Below are 16,201 nucleotides of genomic sequence, written 5' to 3' on the forward strand. Positions count from 1 at the left end.
CGGCCGGAGCAGCCACCAGCGCCAGGCGGCCTAAAACTAGGCCGGCCCTGCCCCATGGTGATCATCGTGGGGCACCGGCGCACTCGGGTGCTTATGATCCCCCGGTTGCCCCTCCGCATGAATATGCAGGTGGGAGTGGGTGTGGACATGGGGGTGCACATGCATCACCGCCTCGCAGAGCTTGCGCTCCTTCATCAGCACCGCCCGCGTCGCCAGCCGCTCAACCACCCCAAGGTCGTGGGAGACAAACAGCATCGCCAGCGGCAGGTTCTCCAGGTGCTCCAGCAGCCGCTCCTGCGCCTTGCTGTCGAGGCCGTTGGTGGGCTCATCCATCAACAGCACCCGCGGCTCCATCGCCAGCACCCCGGCCAGCGCCACCATCCGCTTCTCGCCGCCAGAGAGCTTGTGGGTGATGCGATCCGCCAGCCCTGCCAGCCCCAGGGTTTCGAGGGTGCGCCGGGCGATGGCGATCGCCTGCTGCGGATTGTGGCCCAGGTTGAGGGGGCCAAAGGTAACATCCTCCAGCACCGTGGGGCAGAACAGCTGGTCGTCGCTGTCCTGGAACAGCAACCCGGCGAGGGCGCGGACCTCGCGGAAATCGCTTTCCCGCACCCGCGGGCGGCCAAAGGCGATGATCTCGCCCCCGCTGGGGCGGTGCAGCCCCACCATCAGTTGCAGCAGGGTGGTCTTGCCGGCGCCGTTATCCCCCACCAGAGCGACCCGCTCGCCGGCGCTGAGGCTGAAATCGACCCGTTCCAGCACCGCCCGTTCGCCGAAGCCGAAGCTGAGCTCCCTGAGCTGTATCAAGGGTTCCGTCATTGCCATCTCTCCAGCAGTAAAAGGGCTGCCAGCCCCAGTGTGGCCAGCAGCAGGAAACGGCTGTCAGCCCCCTGCCAGCGGCTGGCGTCGACCAGCAGCAGGCGGTTGTTGAAGCCGCGGCACTTCATCGCGGCCTGGATGCGCTGGGCGCGTTCGAGGCTGCGCACCAGCAACATGCCGATCAGGTAACCGTAGCTGCGCCAGGTGTGGCCGTTGCTGGCCGGGGCGAAGGCGCGGGCGCGCATTGCCAGCCGCAGGCGCTGGTACTCAGCGAACAGCAGGTCGACGTAGCGCAGGGTAAAGAGCAGCAGGTGCACCAGTTTGTCGGGCACCCCCAGGCGTGCCAGCGCGTGGCCGAACACAATGGGTTCGAGGGTGCCGGCCAGCGTCAGCAGGGCCACCACCACAGCGTTGGCCTTGAGCAGGATCACCAGCGCCCGCTCCAGTCCGGCGCCACTGGCGGAGAGGGGGCCGAGCTGGAACAGCGGCTCACCGGGTACGCTGAAGGGCAGCATCAGTACCAGCACCAGCATAAAGCCCTCCAGCGCCAGCAGGCGTTTGAGCAGCAGGGCGGGGCGCAGCCCGCTGGCCAGGGCAAGGGCCAGGGCACCCCCCAGGGCGACCAGCAGCGTCAGCGGTTGTTGCAGGGAGACCACGGTGGCGGCAAACAGCAGCGCCAGCAGCAGGCGGGCGCGGGGGTCGAGGCGGGCCAGCCAGGGGTTGAGCTCCGCCTCGGCGCGCAGTTGCAGGCTCAGGCTCATGGTTGCGGCCGGCGGCTGCGCCACCAGAGCAGGGCGCCGGCGATCCCCAACAGGGTGCCCAGCCCCCCCAGGACATCGCTGAGGCGGGCACGGGCGGCGTGTTGCTGCAGCTCCAGCCGCAGGGGAGCGAGCTGGCGGGCGACGGCGCTCTCGATCTGCCGCTCCAGATCACTGGCGGCGGACCGCTGGCCCTCGGCCGGTGTCGAGGCGCCCTGCGGACTGAGTGCCCAGTGTGCGACATGGCCATCGCCGGTATCGGCCTGGATGCTCGTGCCGCCGCTTGCCAACGCCAGGCTGAATTGCCCCGTCGCGTCGCTGCGGGCCTCAGCGAGCGAGGCACCACGGGCGTCCAGCAGCCTGATGTTGGCATCACCGGCGGGGTCGCCGCCGGCAAAGTAGACATTGCCCTCGACGCGCTCCCCGGCCGCGTAGGCGAACACCTTCAGCAGGTGGGCCTGGGCGGGAAGGCTCAGCAGGCTGAGTAGCACAAAGGGGAGAAGGGGTTTAGTCATGGGGGGGCCTCGGGGGCAGGATCAGCTCCGGGGAGACCCGCAGCAGGAAGGCGACCGCGAAGCCGGTGATGGTGGCCTCGATCGCCATCAGCGGCAGGTAGGTGATGAGGATAACGCGGGCGGCGGGCAGGAAGTCGGGGCCGCTGAGGGCGAGGGAGGTGCACAGCAGGCCACCGGTCAGCAGGACGCCGCTGGCCCCGGCCAGGGCGCCGATCAGGAACCCCTGCCGCCCCTGGGCCCGGCGTAGCCAGGGGGCTAGCAGTAGGGCGCAGAGCAGCGCCGGGGCACCGACGTTGATCAGGTTGTTGCCCAGCACCAGCAGGCCGCCGTAGCCGAAAAACACCGCTTGCAGCAGCAGAGCGATGGCGATGGTGGGCAATGCGCTCCAGCCCAGCACCAGCCCCATCAGGCCGTTGAGCAGCAGGTGTACGCTACTGGGCCCGACCGGAACGCTCAGCAGCGAACTGACAAAAAAGGCCGCCGCCAGCACCGCCGCCTGGGGGATGCGGTCGTAGTCGAGCCGGCGTACCGCCCAGGCGAGGGCAGTGGCGCTGATCAGGGCGCCGCCCATCAGCACCGGTGCGCTGAGGACTCCGTCGGGGATATGAGCGATGGCGGGCTCCTTGCGATAGCGTTTTGGTTTGGGGTGGTTGGGACGGGTTCAGGGTCGGTTGGTCAGGGCCGAACGGGGAGCGGGTGGGCCTGCACCCAGATCACGCCCCCCTCCTCGACCCCCACCGGCTGACCATCGGGCCCCGGCAGGGGCCGGTCTGCCTCAATCAGGGCGGCAAAGCCCCACCAACCGGCGAATGGCATGCTGTAGCTGAAAGTGCCGTTGGCATCGGCCCTGAGTTGCTGGGTCACCAGGGGGTCCGGTGGTGGAGGAAGGCTACCGTCATTGAGCCACTCCACCTCGACGCGGGCAAAGGGGACCGGCTGGCCGTTTTTACGCACCACCCCGGTGAAGAGGTTCCCCTGCCAGAGGCCATAGGGGGCGACCAGGGGCTCGATCTCCACCGGAAAGCCCACCGCTTGCTCCCACCCCGGCTCGCCGGCGTAGGCGTCCACCAGTACCTTTGTGTAGTGGACGATCATCACCCCCTCGGCGGGTTCCCAGTAGGGGGCCGGTTGCAGGTAAAAGAGGTGGTCGCCGGGGCGGCGGATGGCGTATCGGCTGCGGAAGGCGCGCTGGCCGTCGACCTGGTAAGGCTCGAGACTGGGCAGCAGGTCCTCCGGGCCGGTGTCGGTCAGCACCCCGAAGCGCTCCGGCTCGGCCATCTCCATGGCGGGGCCCTGACTCATGGGGTGGGTAAAGCGCAGGTCGAGCTGCAGTTCGCGTTGGTCGGGACGCTCGACGATATCGGTGGACGGGATCAGGGTCTGGAAGTGGGCCAGGGCCGAGCCGCTCAGGAGCAGGGTGCCGAGGATGAGTCCGCGGATGAAAGGCTGTTGCATGGGGCCGCCTGGGATCTGGATAGGGAGAAAATATTACTAAATATAATTTCGTAATAATATCGCCGGGCCGGGTAAAGGACCACCCCTTGCCCGGGATCAGGTCTGGGGGCGGCTGTGGCGGTGACTGTGGGCGCCGTGGCCGTGGGTGTGGTGCTGCTTCTGCTCCTCGACCGGGATCAGGTTGAGCTTGCCGTGGCGCACACCGGGTTCGGTGATAATGCGGTTGGCGAAGGCCTCCACCTGCTCCGTGGGGCCGTTGACCACCACGGTTTCCAGGCAGTTGTCGTGGTCGAGGTGGACGTGGAGGGTGGAGATGGCGACATCGTGGTGATGGTGCTGGGCGTGGGTGAGCCGCCGCGCCAGCTCCCGCTCCTCATGGTTAAACACGTAGCTGAGGGTGCCGACGCAGTGGCTGGAGCGGCGCTCGGCGATGCGCTCCTCCTCGAGGCGATCACGGATCAGGTCCCGTATCGCTTCCGAACGATTGCGATAGCCCCGCTGCTTGAGGTAGTGCTCGAACTGCGCCACCAACTCCTCTTCCAGCGAAATGGAGATTCTTTCCACGCCTTGATCCTCTCGGGTTGTTGAACAGGGGGAGCCTACCACAGTCGGGGGCCCCTAGCGCGGGCGGTGCCTGCCCGGGCAGGACGGCTGGTTGCCGGGCCCGGGTATCTACTATAGTCTGACGGACTACTCTATTCGCGAAAACGGGGGCATAGGCCATGGCACAGAAAGAGGCTGCCTACAGTGTGGGGGAGGAGGTCGCCAATGCGATCTCCCACGGACTGGGGGTGGCGGCGGCGATCGTCGGCTTGACCCTGTTGATGGTTGAGGCCTCCCGTGTGCTCGATGCCCTGTCGATTACCGGCCTGGCACTTTATGGTGGCAGCCTGGTACTGCTGTTCCTCTGCTCGACCCTCTACCACGCCTTCACCCACCAGAAGACCAAGGCGATCTTCAAGGTGCTCGACCACTGTGCCATCTACCTGCTGATCGCCGGTACCTATACCCCCTTTATGCTGATCACCCTCGATGGCGCACTGGCGACGGGGATGCTGATCACGGTGTGGGGGCTCGCGCTGGTGGGGATCCTGTTCAAGGCGCTTTTTATTCACCGCTTTGAACTGGTCTCGGTGGTGACCTACCTGGCCATGGGCTGGCTGTCGCTGGTGGTGATCTACCAGCTGGCCCAACAGCTGGAGCTGGGAGGCTTTCTGCTGCTGCTGATCGGCGGTCTGGTCTACAGCCTGGGGGTGATTTTTTATGTCTGGAATCGCATCCCCTACAATCATGCGATCTGGCACCTGTTTGTGCTGGGCGGGGCGGTCTGCCACTTCCTGGCGATCTTTATCTATGTAGTCCCACCCGTCCCCCTGGTGTGATAACCCACAACGGGGGGGTGTGCGCTGATTCCGGTTCTCGACCACTGCCGGCGGCGGCGGGGCCTGGGGGCCGGAAAGACACTTTTCTTTGTCGGGTAAATGTGAGAGTCTAGCCGAAATCTGTGTTTTACAGTGCGGGCCCTGCAAGAAGAGGGTGTGCGCTCCATGATCGGACCTTTCTGGAAGGCGATCATTGTCATTCGATGGGCGTGTGGTCGAATGACGGTGTAGATTCATAATAACCACGCCAGTTGTGAGACAAGACTGAATGAAAATATATGTCGGCAATCTGTCCTACTCAGTGACAGATGAAGACCTTATTGATGCCTTTTCCGAATTCGGGGATGTGACAAGCGCCAAGGTGACCATGGATCCTGAAACGGGTGAATCCAAGGGTTTTGGCTTCGTTGAAATGCCGGTCACCTCAGAGGGGCGGGATGCGGTTCAGGTGTTGAATGAGTCTCCCCTGTGTGGACGCCTGATCCGGGTCAATGAAGCCCGCGGCGGTGGCAGTGGCGGCAGTGGTAGTGGCGGTGGCGGTGGTGGAGGCAACTCCAATAACGGCCGCGGACGTCGACCTCGTCGTAGTGGTGGCAAGCAGGGTGGCCAGCGCGGAAACAAGGCAACCAGTGGTGGTAACGCACCGACAGCGGCCGAATAGGTTCGCCTGCGTCAAAAAGCGAATACTGTTAAGGGGTGGGTAGCGTCTCAGGAACGAGGCGGGGCCTGTTTACGCCGGGTGTTCGCGATTGTGTTGTCCTGCTCCAGGTGCATCCCCATAAGCTCCAGGCGAAGCCGACCCAGGGCGCGTGTGGTGTAATTGGCCAGTTCGTTGCGTCCATCCGTGAAACCACACCGGCATGGATCACGGGTATCTATCTGCTGTCTCTGTAAACGTTCAATCGAACCGGTCAGCTGGTCGATCTCCAGTATGATGCTTATAAGGGAAGCGGTCATGATGGGGTCTCCTGCACATAACCCTCAGTTTGTCCCTTTGTAACCCGGCGTTGAATCCGTAATACTCGACTCCTGCATGCGGCTTATGCGTATAGGGAATAGGCGCTTGCTCAGTCTGCGGGCGCGTAAGGTCCCCGCTTTGATGCCCGACAGGAGACGGAACGTGACGGATACTCGCTACACTCGAATGGCCCCATGGAGCCTGTTTGTGCTGCTGGCACTGGCTTATCTGCTGACGCTGGGGCAGCAGCCCTTTATCCTGGATTTTGCCCTCAAGGCGCTGCCGATCTGGCTACTGGCCTGGCTGGTCTTTAGCGGCCGAGAGCAGGCCCGCCACCGGTGGGTGGTAGTGGGGCTGCTGTGCTCTTCGGTGGGGGATCTGCTGCTGGCCTGGGGCCAGTTCGTGCCGGGGCTGGTCAGCTTTCTGGTCGCTCACCTGTTTTATATTGCCGCCTTTGCGGGCAGGCCCGTCGGATCCCTGCCTCGACTGCTGCTGGCCTTGCTGATGCTGGCGGCGATCACCCTGTTGCTGATCCGCCTGCTGCCGCTGCTGGGGGAGATGCAGGTGCCGGTGGTGGCCTATATGGTGGTGATCCTGTTGATGGCCCTGTGTGCCCTGCTGGGACGGGGCAACCATCCCCTGGTGGCGCTGGGGGCCATGCTTTTTCTTTTATCGGATTCCCTCATCGCCCTCGACCGCTTTATGCAACCGCTGCCCTCCGCCAGCCTGTGGATCATGCTGACCTATTATTCGGCCCAGGGGCTGATCGCCGGTGGCGCCCTGATAGGCCCGCGGCAGGGGGCGTGACACCGGGGTCGGGGGGCGAAAGAAGCTCTTTATTGATCTGGAGCAACGTGGCGCCAAAAAAAGTTATGGATAATCATTCTCAGTTAGCTTGATTATTAAATGGGAATCATTATCATTGCTGCCAACTGCAATCGGATTCTTAAAGGGAGTTCATCAATGACGATAACTGTACGCAAAAACTGGGTAGCAATGGCTGCTGCGGCGCTGGTCTCTGCAAGCAGCACCCTGGCCCTGGCTGCTGAGGAGCTGGTGGTCTATTCGGCCCGCAATGAGCAGCTGATCAAGCCTCTGTTCGATGCCTACACCGCCAAGACCGGCGTCGAGATCAAGTTTGTCACCGATAAGGAGGGTCCGCTGCTGGCTCGCCTGCAGGCCGAGGGGGCCAACACCCCCGCAGACCTGTTAATCACCGTGGATGCGGGCAACCTCTGGCAGGCGGCCAAGCAGGGGGTTCTGCAACCGGTTGGGTCAAGTGTGCTGGAGCAGAATATCCCCGCGCACCTGCGGGCCACCAATAATGAGTGGTTTGGTCTGTCTGTACGGGCCCGTACACTGGTCTACTCCAGCGAGCGAGTGAAGCCGGCCGAACTCTCCACCTATGAAGCACTGGCGGAGCCCCAGTGGAAAGGGCGCCTGTGCCTGAGAACCTCCAAGAAGGTGTACAACCAGTCGCTGGTGGCCACCCTGATCGAGCGCCACGGCGAGGAGCAGGCCGAAGCCATCGTTAAGGGCTGGGTCGACAACCTGGCGGCTCCCGTATTCTCCAACGACACCAAGGCGATGGACGCGGTTGCTGCTGGCCAGTGCGATGTGGCGATCGTGAATACTTACTACTTCGGGCGCCTGGAGAAGAAGGACCCCTCCATTAAGCTGAAGCTCTTCTTTGCCAACCAGCAGACCAGTGGCGTTCACGTCAACGTCTCCGGTGCCGGTGTCACAAAATACTCCAAGAATGTCGCGGGAGCGGTCAAGTTCCTCGAGTGGATGAGCAGCGCCGAGGCCCAGAACCTGATTGCCGACGGTAATATGGAGTACCCGGCCAACCCCGCCGTTAAGCCTTCGGCGATGGTGGCGGCCTGGGGTGAGTTCAAGCAGGATGACCTCAACGTCGAGGTGGCCGGCAGTCGTCAGGCCGAAGCCATCAAGTTGATGGATCGCGCCGGTTACCGCTAGTCGGGCAATGGGCGCTGTTTGCGGACGCTCTGTGTAAACAGGGCGTCCTTTGTCGTTTATAAGGAGTGGGTTTGATTTTACGATTGTTGACCAACCAGGGACGCTGGCGGCTCATTGCCCTGGCCATCGCCGCCATCGTGCTGATGCCCCTTCTGGTGCTGTTCATCAGTTGGGGCACGGTGCAGACCGAGGTCTGGTTGCATCTGATCGAAACCCAGCTCGGGCGACTGCTGGGTAATACCCTGATCCTGCTGTTGGGGGTTGGGGTGGGGGTGACCCTGTTGGGGGTCAGCCTGGCCTGGCTCACCGCCATGTGCGAATTTCCGGGGCGCAAATGGTTTGACTGGGCCTTGATGCTCCCCTTCGCGGTGCCAGCCTATGTGCTGGCCTTTGTGTTTATCGGTTTGCTGGATTTCAGCGGCCCGGTACAGACCCAGCTGCGGGAGTGGTTCGGGCGGGATCTCTGGTTCCCCCCGGTGCGCTCGACCGGCGGGGTGATACTGGTACTGGTGCTGGTGTTCTACCCCTACGTTTACATGCTGGCCCGCAGCGCCTTCGTTGCCCAGGGGCGGGGGCTGATGGACTCGGCGCGTATCCTGGGCATGGGCCCCTGGCGTTCGTTCTGGAAGGTGGCGCTGCCGATGGCGCGTCCGGCCATCGCCGCCGGCCTGGCGTTGGCCCTGATGGAGACCCTGGCCGACTTTGGCGCCGTCTCCTCCTTTAACTACGACACCTTTACCACCGCTATCTACAAATCCTGGTACGGCTTCTTTAATCTGCAGGCGGCGGCCCAGCTGGCTTCGCTGCTGCTGCTGTTTGTCGCCATTGCGCTGTTAGTGGAGCGCCGGGCGCGAGGCAAGGCGCGTTTTGCAGAAAGCGAACGGCGCCATATCCGCCAGGTCTATCGCCTGCGCGCCCCCCTGGCCTGGCTGGCCAGCGGTTATGCGGGGCTGGTGGTGATTTGCGCCTTTGTGGTGCCGATCATCCAGCTGCTGGTGTGGATCTTTACCGACGCCTTCGAGGACCTCGACAGCCGCTACCTGGGGCTGGTGGCCAAGACCCTCGGGCTGGGTGCCATCGCCGCTGTGATGACGGTGACCACCGCAGTCCTGCTGGCCTACGCCCAGCGGCAGCATCGGGATCGCTGGGTGGCGGGTTCGGTCAGCATCGCTAACCTCGGCTATGCGCTGCCGGGCTCGGTGCTGGCGGTAGGCATCATGGTGGCCTTTACCTGGCTGGATGGCACCATCGCCATCCCCCTCCAGCAGTGGCTTGGGTTCGAGGGGCGGCAGCTGTTTATGGGTAGCCTGCTGGCGCTGATCGTGGCCTACGGCATCCGCTTTTTGGCGGTTGCCTTTGGGCCGGTCGAGTCGGGCCTGCAGCGCATTCGCCCCTCCATTCTGGAGTCTGCCCAGAGTCTGGGCGAACCGCCGATGGGCATTGTGCGGCGCATCTACCTGCCGATGCTGAGCCCCTCGTTGATCACCGCTGCCCTGCTGGTGTTTGTCGATGTGCTCAAGGAGATGCCCGCCACTCTGCTGATGCGCCCCTTCGGCTGGGATACCCTGGCAGTGCGTATCTTCGAGATGACTTCCGAAGGCGAGTGGGAGCGGGCGGCGTTGCCCGCCTTTACCCTGGTGTTGGTAGGGCTGATCCCGGTGGTACTGCTGATGCGCCGCTCGGCACGCCACTGAGCGGGCCACGGACTGGGGTAAGTCCTCGGCTGCCTGTCCCGGGGTCGCTTGCCCCGCTGCCGACTTAACCGCTAAAATCGCCCTTTTTGCCGGCCCATCCGGGCAGGGGCAAGGGTGGCGCCGGTTTGATCCGCGCTGGGCAGACCTTTTGCCGAGCTTGGGCTATAACTGTAGTTCTGCGTCCATTTACTGATTATTGAAACCAAGAGGAAGCCAGAGAATGAGCAACATACCGAGTGAGTTGCGTTACGTGTCATCCCACGAGTGGATCCGGGTGGAAGCCGATGGCACCGCCGTGATCGGTATTACGGACCACGCCCAGGAGCTGCTGGGTGACGTTGTGTTCGTGGAGTTGCCCGAAGTGGGGGCCGAACTCTCCCGTGACGAGGACGCCGGCGTTGTGGAGTCGGTCAAGGCCGCATCGGATGTCTACGCTCCCGTCTCTGGCGAGGTGGTGGCCATCAACGAAGCGCTGGAGGATGCCCCCGAAACCGTCAACAGCGACCCCTATGGTGACGGCTGGTTCTTCAAGGTAAAACTGAGCGATACCGCCGAGCTGGAAGAGCTGCTCGACGCCGATGCCTATGCCGAGGTGTGTGAAGCCGAGGAGTAAGGCTTCAGCCCGTCAGCCTCTTAATGGACGAAGCCCTGAAACCCGGTTTTGGGGCTTCGTCGTATCTGGTCAATCCTCATTGATCTACCCTTTTCCTGCAGGATTTCGTCATGAGTCACCCTAGCCACCCCACCCTCGAGCAATTGGAAAACAGCGGCGAGTTTATTGAGCGCCACGTCGGTCCCGATGCCCAGGAGCGCCAGCAGATGCTGGACACCCTGGGGGTTGATTCCCTCGCCGAGCTGATTGACGAGACGGTCCCTCGCAGTATTCGCCTGCCCGAGCCGTTGGCGCTGGCAGGGGCCTGCACCGAAGCGGAGACCCTGGGGTACCTGAAGCAGGTGGCAGCGAAAAACCGGCTCAAACGCTCGCTGATCGGCATGGGTTACCACGAGACCCTGGTGCCCAACGTGATCCTGCGCAACGTGATGGAGAATCCCGGCTGGTACACCGCCTACACCCCCTACCAGCCCGAGGTGGCCCAGGGGCGCCTGGAGGCGCTGATCACCTTCCAGCAGATGACCATGGACCTGACCGGTATGGACCTGGCCAGCGCCTCATTGCTCGATGAAGCCACCGCGGCGGCGGAGGCGATGGCCCTGGCCAAGCGGGTCTCCAAAAACAAGAAGAGCAACCTCTTCTTTGTCGACGAACTGTGCCTGCCGCAGACCATCGATGTGGTCAAGACCCGCGCCGAGGCCTTCGGCTTTGAGGTGATGGTGGGGGCTGCCGAGCAGGCCCTCGAGCAGGAGTTGTTCGGGGTGCTGCTGCAGTACCCCTGCCGCGATGGCTCGCTGCGCGATGACCGCGAGCTGATCGCCAGTCTGCAGGAGCGCAAGGCGATCGTCTGTGTGGCGGCCGATATCCTGGCGCTGGTGATGCTGGCCTCCCCCGGCACCCTGGGGGCCGATGTGGTGCTGGGCAGCGCCCAGCGCTTCGGTGTGCCCATGGGCTTTGGCGGCCCCCACGCGGCCTTCTTCGCCACCCGTGATCAGTACAAGCGCTCCATGCCCGGGCGTATCATCGGGGTGTCGGTGGACAGCCGCGGTAACCCGGCCCTGCGCATGGCTATGCAGACCCGCGAGCAGCACATCCGTCGCGAGAAGGCCAACAGTAACATCTGTACCGCCCAGGTCCTGCTGGCCAATATGGCCGCCTTCTACGCGGTCTACCACGGCCCCGAAGGGCTCAAGCGGATCGCCAATCGGGTCCACCGCCTGACCGATATTCTCGCCCGCGGCCTCAAGCAGGGGGGGCTGGCACCGCTCAACAGCAGCTACTTTGATACCCTCAGTCTCGACCTCGGCGAGCGCCGGGAGGCCTTGCTGGCGGCGGCCGAAGCGGCCGGTTACAACCTCTATGCCGGCGATGCCGGCGTGGTCACCCTCTCCCTCAACGAGTGTTGCTCACGGTCCGATGTCGAGACCCTGTGGGAGATTCTGCTGGGCGCCGGCCACGGCCTCAGTGTGGCGGCGCTGGACGCTGAAAGCAGTGCGATTCCTGCAGCCCTCAAGCGGGAGGAGGCGATTCTCACCCACGAGGTGTTCAACCGCTACCACTCCGAAACCGAGATGTTGCGCTACCTCAAACGGCTGGAAAACAAGGACCTGTCGCTAACTCACTCGATGATTGCGCTGGGCTCCTGCACCATGAAGCTTAACGCCACCAGTGAGATGATTCCGGTGACCTGGGCCGAGTTCGGTAACATGCACCCCTTTGCCCCGGCCTCCCAGACCGCAGGCTACCAGCAGATGATCGCGGAATTGGAAGCGATGCTGAAGGAGATCACCGGCTTCGATGCGATCTGCATGCAGCCCAACTCCGGTGCCCAGGGGGAGTACGCCGGCCTGCTGGCGATCCGCAAATACCACGAGAGCCGTGGCGAAGGGCACCGTAACGTCTGCCTGATCCCCAGCTCTGCCCATGGCACCAACCCCGCCAGCGCCATGATGGCCTCGATGCGAGTGGTGGTGGTGGAGTGTGACAGCAAGGGTAACGTCGATGTCGCCGACCTCAGGGCCAAGGCCGAGGAGCTGTCCGACAGCCTCTCCTGCCTGATGATCACCTACCCCTCCACCCACGGGGTGTACGAGGAGGAGATCATCGAGATCTGCAACATCATTCACCAGCACGGGGGCCAGGTGTACATGGATGGCGCCAACCTCAATGCCCAGGTGGGACTCTCCAAGCCGGGACTGATTGGCGCCGATGTCTCCCACATGAACCTGCACAAGACCTTTGCCATTCCCCACGGGGGTGGCGGTCCCGGTATGGGTCCGATCGGTGTCAAGGCGCACCTCGCCCCCTTCGTGGCCAACCACTCGGTGGTCAAGCTGGAGGGGCCGAACCCCGATAGCGGGGCGGTGTCGGCCGCGCCCTGGGGCAGCGCCTCCATCCTGCCGATCAGCTGGGCCTACATCCGCATGCTGGGGGCGGAGGGGCTGCGCACCTCAACCGAAACAGCCATCCTCAACGCCAACTACATGGCCAGGCGCCTGGGCGAGCACTACCCCGTGCTCTACAGCGGGCGCAACGGGCGTGTCGCCCACGAGTGCATCATCGACCTGCGGCCGTTGAAGGCGGTTTCCGGTATCAGTGAGGAGGATGTGGCCAAGCGCCTGATCGACTTCGGCTTCCATGCCCCCACCATGAGCTTCCCGGTGGCCGGTACTCTCATGATCGAGCCCACCGAGAGTGAGTCCAAGGCGGAGCTGGATCGCTTTGTGGATGCCATGATCGCCATCCGCAGCGAGATCGCCCAGGTGGAGGCCGGCACCCTCGATGCCGACAACAACATGCTCAAGAACGCCCCCCATACCCTCGCTGATATCATGGATGAGAACTGGGATCGTCCCTACAGCAAGCAGCAGGGGGCCTACCCCCTGAGCTGGGTGGCCGAAGGCAAGTTCTGGCCCAGCGTCAACCGTATCGACAACGTTTATGGGGATCGCAATCTCCATTGCAGCTGCCCGACCACCGACAGCTATCGCTAGGGGTAACTCGCAGCGGCGATACAGAGGCGGGCCATAGGGCCCGCTTTCTGTTGGGTATTCACAACCCTGATAGCAGTCGCAGTTGTGGAAGAAAGGCTCACAATTCGGGTAGACGCCACCGTTGAATCCCCTATGCAGGAGTCCCCATGAACCGATCCCCAGCCCCCTCCACCCAGCAGCGAACCTTTGTGGTGAACCGTCGCCACTTCGAGCAGAGCCGGCAGCTGAGTGCTCCCGCCCCGACCCCGGAACAGCTGCAACCGGGCCAGCTGTTGCTGGCGGTTGACCGTTTCGCATTTACCGCCAACAACATCACCTACGCGGCCATGGGCAAGGCGCTGCGCTACTGGGAGTTTTTCCCGGCCGAGGGCGAGGAAGGGATCATACCCGTGTGGGGCTTTGCCGATGTCATCGCCTCCCGTTGCGAGGGGATCGAGGTGGGAGAGCGCATCTACGGCTACTACCCCATGGCCTCCCACCTGCGGGTGGAACCGGTGCAGGTCAGCGATGCCAGTTTTGTGGATGGCAGCGAGCACCGACGCAGCCTGCCGGTGATCTATAACCAGTACATCCGCTCGGCGGTGGACCCCATCTACCGCGCCGATACCGAAGCACTGCAGATGCTGCTGCGCCCCCTCTTTACCACCTCCTTTTTGCTGGATGACTTCTTTATCGACAACCAGTTGTTCGGCGCCCGCTCCCTGGTGCTGACCAGCGCCTCCAGCAAGACGGCGCTGGGGATGGCCTTTCTGCTGAGCCAGCAGCGTGACCAGCGCACGCTGGACTATGAGGTGGTCGGCCTGACCTCAGCCCGAAACCGCGCCTTTGTCGAGTCACTCGGCTGTTACGATCGCGTGCTGGAGTACGGAGCGGTGGAGAGCCTGGACCCCGGGGTGGCCACCGCGATCGTCGACTTTGCCGGCATGGGCGAGCTGCTGGGTCGGCTCCACCGCCACTTCGATACCCAGTTGACCTACAGCTGCCTGGTGGGTGCCGCCCACTGGGACGCCCGCGCGGGGGCCCCCGCCGAACTGCCCGGAGCGGCACCGGAGATGTTCTTTGCCCCCACCCAGGCTCAAAAACGCCTCAAGGAGTGGGGAGGCGCCGCCTTCCAGCAGAGGGTCGCCACTGCCTGGGCAACCTTCCTGGACTTTGTGGGGGGCTGGATGCGGGTGGAGGAGGCGCTCGGTGGCGAGGCCGCCGAACGGGTGTACCAGCAGACCCTGGCCGGTGATATCGACCCGCAAACCGGCTATATTCTGTCGTTACGACAGGACTAGCCTGCGCGGATAAGGAGCCCGCTGTGCCGCAACACGAATCGTTCAACTCCCTGGAGTTCCCGGCACAGGACCTGGCCGCTCTCAAGGCGCTTTTTAGCGTGCTCTTCGGCTGGCCGTTCGTCGACTACGGGCCGGACTGCTGCGCCTTCACCGGCATTGGTATGGAGCAAGGCCTCTACCGCTCCGGCCGGGTATCGAGTGCCGCCGGGGGGACGATCCTTAAGTCTGTATTTCGCTTTGCCGATAGAAGCCGATTCCACTTAGCCGACCCTGTCGGCAATGGATTGGCGCTCTGGTCGGATCGGACGTGAATCCGGAATCTTCCTGGCTGCGGCGGGCACCGGGTCTGGCCGGTGCGCTGATCCTGTGCGGCCTGCTGCTGGTGATGGCCTCATCCCTGGGGCTGGCGGTGCCGCTGGCGCTGGCCAGCATCGTCTATTGGGGCGCGGTTGTGCTGCTCTGGCCGAGACTCGGAAAGCGCAACCGGGTGCAGACCCTGCTGCTGTTGGCGGCCGGAGGCGGCACCCTGCTCTGGAGCCTGCGGCGGGGGGCTGAGCTGGATCTGCCCCAGTTGCTGGCAGGCAACAGCAGCCTTATATCGATGCTGGTGGCGGTGAGTTTCCTGGCGCTGATCAGCCGCCCAGAGCAGGAGGCGGGGGAGCGCCTTCCCCGCGGCAAGCGCGCGGTAGCCTCCACCCTGCTGGCGGTGCATCTGTTTGGGGCGGTGATTAACCTGTCGTCGATTTTCATTATCGGCGACCGCATCGCACGCCAGCTTCGACTGACGCCGGCCCAGGTGGTGGTGCTGGTGCGGGGCTTCTCCGCAGCGGCCTTCTGGTCTCCCTTTTTTGCCGCCATGGCGGTGGCGCTGAGCTACGCCCCCGAGGCCAGCCTGCCGAGGCTGTGGCTGGTGGGGATGCCCCTGGCCGCGGCGGCGCTGCTGCTGACCGGCTGGCAGCTGAGCCGGGGGGACAAGGGGCCGGTGGCGGAGTTTACCGGCTACCCGATGCACTATGGAGGGCTCTGGCTCCCCCTGTCGCTGGCGGCAGCAGTCTTTATCGCCCGGGTCATCTACCCGGCGCTGTCGGTGTTGACGCTGATCACCCTGCTCGCCCCCCTGCTGGCGCTATTGGTGCTGGTAGCGCGACGCGCTGGCGTGGTCGTGCGCGTCAGTAATCACTGTCGCCAGAGGCTTCCACAGATGGGCAACGAGTTGGCGTTGTTCCAGGCCGCCGGGGTGTTGGGCTATGGACTTGAGCGGCTCTCGGGCACTTTCGCCAGTCAGTTTCCGCTGCAGCAGTTTGGTGCGTTGGAGGCCTCCATCGCCTACCTCGGAATCGTACTGGTGTCGATACTCGGGGTGCACCCCATCATCAGTATTGCGTTGGTGGGCTCGCTGCTGGCGCCGCTGCAGCCGGACCACAGCCTGCTGGCACTGGTGTTTCTCTCCGCCTGGGCGCTGGGGTCGGTGGTGGGTCCCCTGTCGGGGATGAACCTGGGGGTGCAGGGGCGCTATGGGGTCGACTCTTTCCAGATCATGCGAATGAACCTGGGCTATACGGTGCTGATGTCGGCGTTGGTGGTGGTGGCTATCTACTGGCTGGCTCCCTCCGCGCCCTGAGCCCCGCCTTCCACCCTGTGGAAACGCCGTCAGGGGCCAGTGTCGATGGGGGCTGTTGGGCGCTCTATACTGAAGGAGGGGCGCCAGGGGCGATCCCTTTCTGCTCATTGCCATCAGGGTTGTCGGACCCTCT

General features: G+C 63.9%; 17 protein-coding genes. 10 read left to right on the plus strand and 7 right to left on the minus strand.

What is annotated here, in order from left to right; all coding sequences use genetic code 11:
* Positions 1 to 36 precede the first annotated feature (36 nt).
* From D0544_RS14350 to nikR, 6 genes are all read right to left on the minus strand, one after another.
* Positions 37 to 819 carry an energy-coupling factor ABC transporter ATP-binding protein gene (locus D0544_RS14350; RefSeq protein ID WP_125017310.1) on the minus strand — a complete coding sequence of 261 codons (783 nt, stop codon included), beginning with the start codon at positions 817 to 819 and terminating at the stop codon, positions 37 to 39.
* The gene (gene cbiQ, locus D0544_RS14355) at positions 816 to 1,580 is read right to left on the minus strand and encodes a cobalt ECF transporter T component CbiQ (RefSeq protein WP_125017312.1); all 765 of its coding nucleotides are present in this window, start codon (positions 1,578 to 1,580) and stop codon (positions 816 to 818) included. The genes D0544_RS14350 and cbiQ overlap by 4 nt, the downstream gene beginning before the upstream one ends.
* Positions 1,577 to 2,092, minus strand: coding sequence for a carboxypeptidase-like regulatory domain-containing protein (locus tag D0544_RS14360; RefSeq protein ID WP_125017314.1), 516 nt, complete (start codon positions 2,090 to 2,092; stop codon positions 1,577 to 1,579). The genes cbiQ and D0544_RS14360 overlap by 4 nt, the downstream gene beginning before the upstream one ends.
* Entirely contained in the window at positions 2,085 to 2,705 is a 621-nt protein-coding gene (gene cbiM, locus D0544_RS14365; protein ID WP_125017316.1) for a cobalt transporter CbiM, read from the minus strand. The genes D0544_RS14360 and cbiM overlap by 8 nt, the downstream gene beginning before the upstream one ends.
* Before the next feature lie 62 nt (positions 2,706 to 2,767).
* Positions 2,768 to 3,547 (minus strand): DUF4198 domain-containing protein, encoded by a 780-nt coding sequence (locus D0544_RS14370; protein WP_125017318.1) that lies wholly within the window; start codon positions 3,545 to 3,547, stop codon positions 2,768 to 2,770.
* Between the two features lie 96 nt (positions 3,548 to 3,643).
* Complete coding sequence (nikR, locus tag D0544_RS14375) at positions 3,644 to 4,111, minus strand: nickel-responsive transcriptional regulator NikR (protein WP_125017320.1); 468 nt, start codon at positions 4,109 to 4,111, stop codon at positions 3,644 to 3,646.
* A 158-nt stretch (positions 4,112 to 4,269) separates the two neighbouring features.
* Here nikR and trhA point away from each other — a divergent pair, with 158 nt between their 5' ends.
* Positions 4,270 to 4,929: a PAQR family membrane homeostasis protein TrhA gene (trhA, locus tag D0544_RS14380; RefSeq protein WP_125017322.1), complete on the plus strand. Its 660-nt coding sequence runs from the start codon at positions 4,270 to 4,272 to the stop codon at positions 4,927 to 4,929.
* Positions 4,930 to 5,197: 268 nt separating this feature from the next.
* Positions 5,198 to 5,590 carry an RNA recognition motif domain-containing protein gene (locus D0544_RS14385; protein WP_125017324.1) on the plus strand — a complete coding sequence of 131 codons (393 nt, stop codon included), beginning with the start codon at positions 5,198 to 5,200 and terminating at the stop codon, positions 5,588 to 5,590.
* A gap of 47 nt (positions 5,591 to 5,637) precedes the next feature.
* Here D0544_RS14385 and D0544_RS14390 read toward each other — a convergent pair whose 3' ends face one another.
* Positions 5,638 to 5,886 carry a hypothetical protein gene (locus D0544_RS14390; protein ID WP_125017326.1) on the minus strand — a complete coding sequence of 83 codons (249 nt, stop codon included), beginning with the start codon at positions 5,884 to 5,886 and terminating at the stop codon, positions 5,638 to 5,640.
* A 163-nt stretch (positions 5,887 to 6,049) separates the two neighbouring features.
* On the opposite strand from D0544_RS14390, the gene D0544_RS14395 reads away from it, so the two are divergent.
* The 8 genes from D0544_RS14395 (at position 6,050) to D0544_RS14430 (ending at position 16,068) form a co-directional block, all read left to right on the plus strand.
* A complete protein-coding gene (locus D0544_RS14395; protein WP_164880942.1) occupies positions 6,050 to 6,694 on the plus strand; it encodes a lysoplasmalogenase in 645 nt (214 codons plus the stop codon).
* A 156-nt stretch (positions 6,695 to 6,850) separates the two neighbouring features.
* Positions 6,851 to 7,867, plus strand: coding sequence for an extracellular solute-binding protein (locus D0544_RS14400; protein ID WP_207905891.1), 1,017 nt, complete (start codon positions 6,851 to 6,853; stop codon positions 7,865 to 7,867).
* A 71-nt stretch (positions 7,868 to 7,938) separates the two neighbouring features.
* The gene (locus tag D0544_RS14405) at positions 7,939 to 9,561 is read left to right on the plus strand and encodes an ABC transporter permease (protein WP_243647346.1); all 1,623 of its coding nucleotides are present in this window, start codon (positions 7,939 to 7,941) and stop codon (positions 9,559 to 9,561) included.
* Between the two features lie 220 nt (positions 9,562 to 9,781).
* A complete protein-coding gene (gcvH, locus tag D0544_RS14410) occupies positions 9,782 to 10,174 on the plus strand; it encodes a glycine cleavage system protein GcvH (protein WP_125017331.1) in 393 nt (130 codons plus the stop codon).
* A 110-nt stretch (positions 10,175 to 10,284) separates the two neighbouring features.
* Positions 10,285 to 13,167, plus strand: coding sequence for an aminomethyl-transferring glycine dehydrogenase (gene gcvP / locus D0544_RS14415; RefSeq protein WP_125017334.1), 2,883 nt, complete (start codon positions 10,285 to 10,287; stop codon positions 13,165 to 13,167).
* Positions 13,168 to 13,313: 146 nt separating this feature from the next.
* Positions 13,314 to 14,447, plus strand: a complete 1,134-nt coding sequence (locus D0544_RS14420; protein ID WP_125017336.1) for a DUF2855 family protein — start codon at positions 13,314 to 13,316, stop codon at positions 14,445 to 14,447.
* A 23-nt stretch (positions 14,448 to 14,470) separates the two neighbouring features.
* Positions 14,471 to 14,758 carry a VOC family protein gene (locus D0544_RS14425; RefSeq protein ID WP_125017338.1) on the plus strand — a complete coding sequence of 96 codons (288 nt, stop codon included), beginning with the start codon at positions 14,471 to 14,473 and terminating at the stop codon, positions 14,756 to 14,758.
* Positions 14,755 to 16,068: a hypothetical protein gene (locus D0544_RS14430; protein WP_207905892.1), complete on the plus strand. Its 1,314-nt coding sequence runs from the start codon at positions 14,755 to 14,757 to the stop codon at positions 16,066 to 16,068. Before D0544_RS14425 ends, D0544_RS14430 begins: the two co-directional genes overlap by 4 nt.
* The last annotated feature ends 133 nt before the right edge of the window (positions 16,069 to 16,201 follow it).

The sequence above is a fragment of the Aestuariirhabdus litorea genome, assembly GCF_003864255.1.
Lineage (GTDB): Bacteria > Pseudomonadota > Gammaproteobacteria > Pseudomonadales > Aestuariirhabdaceae > Aestuariirhabdus > Aestuariirhabdus litorea.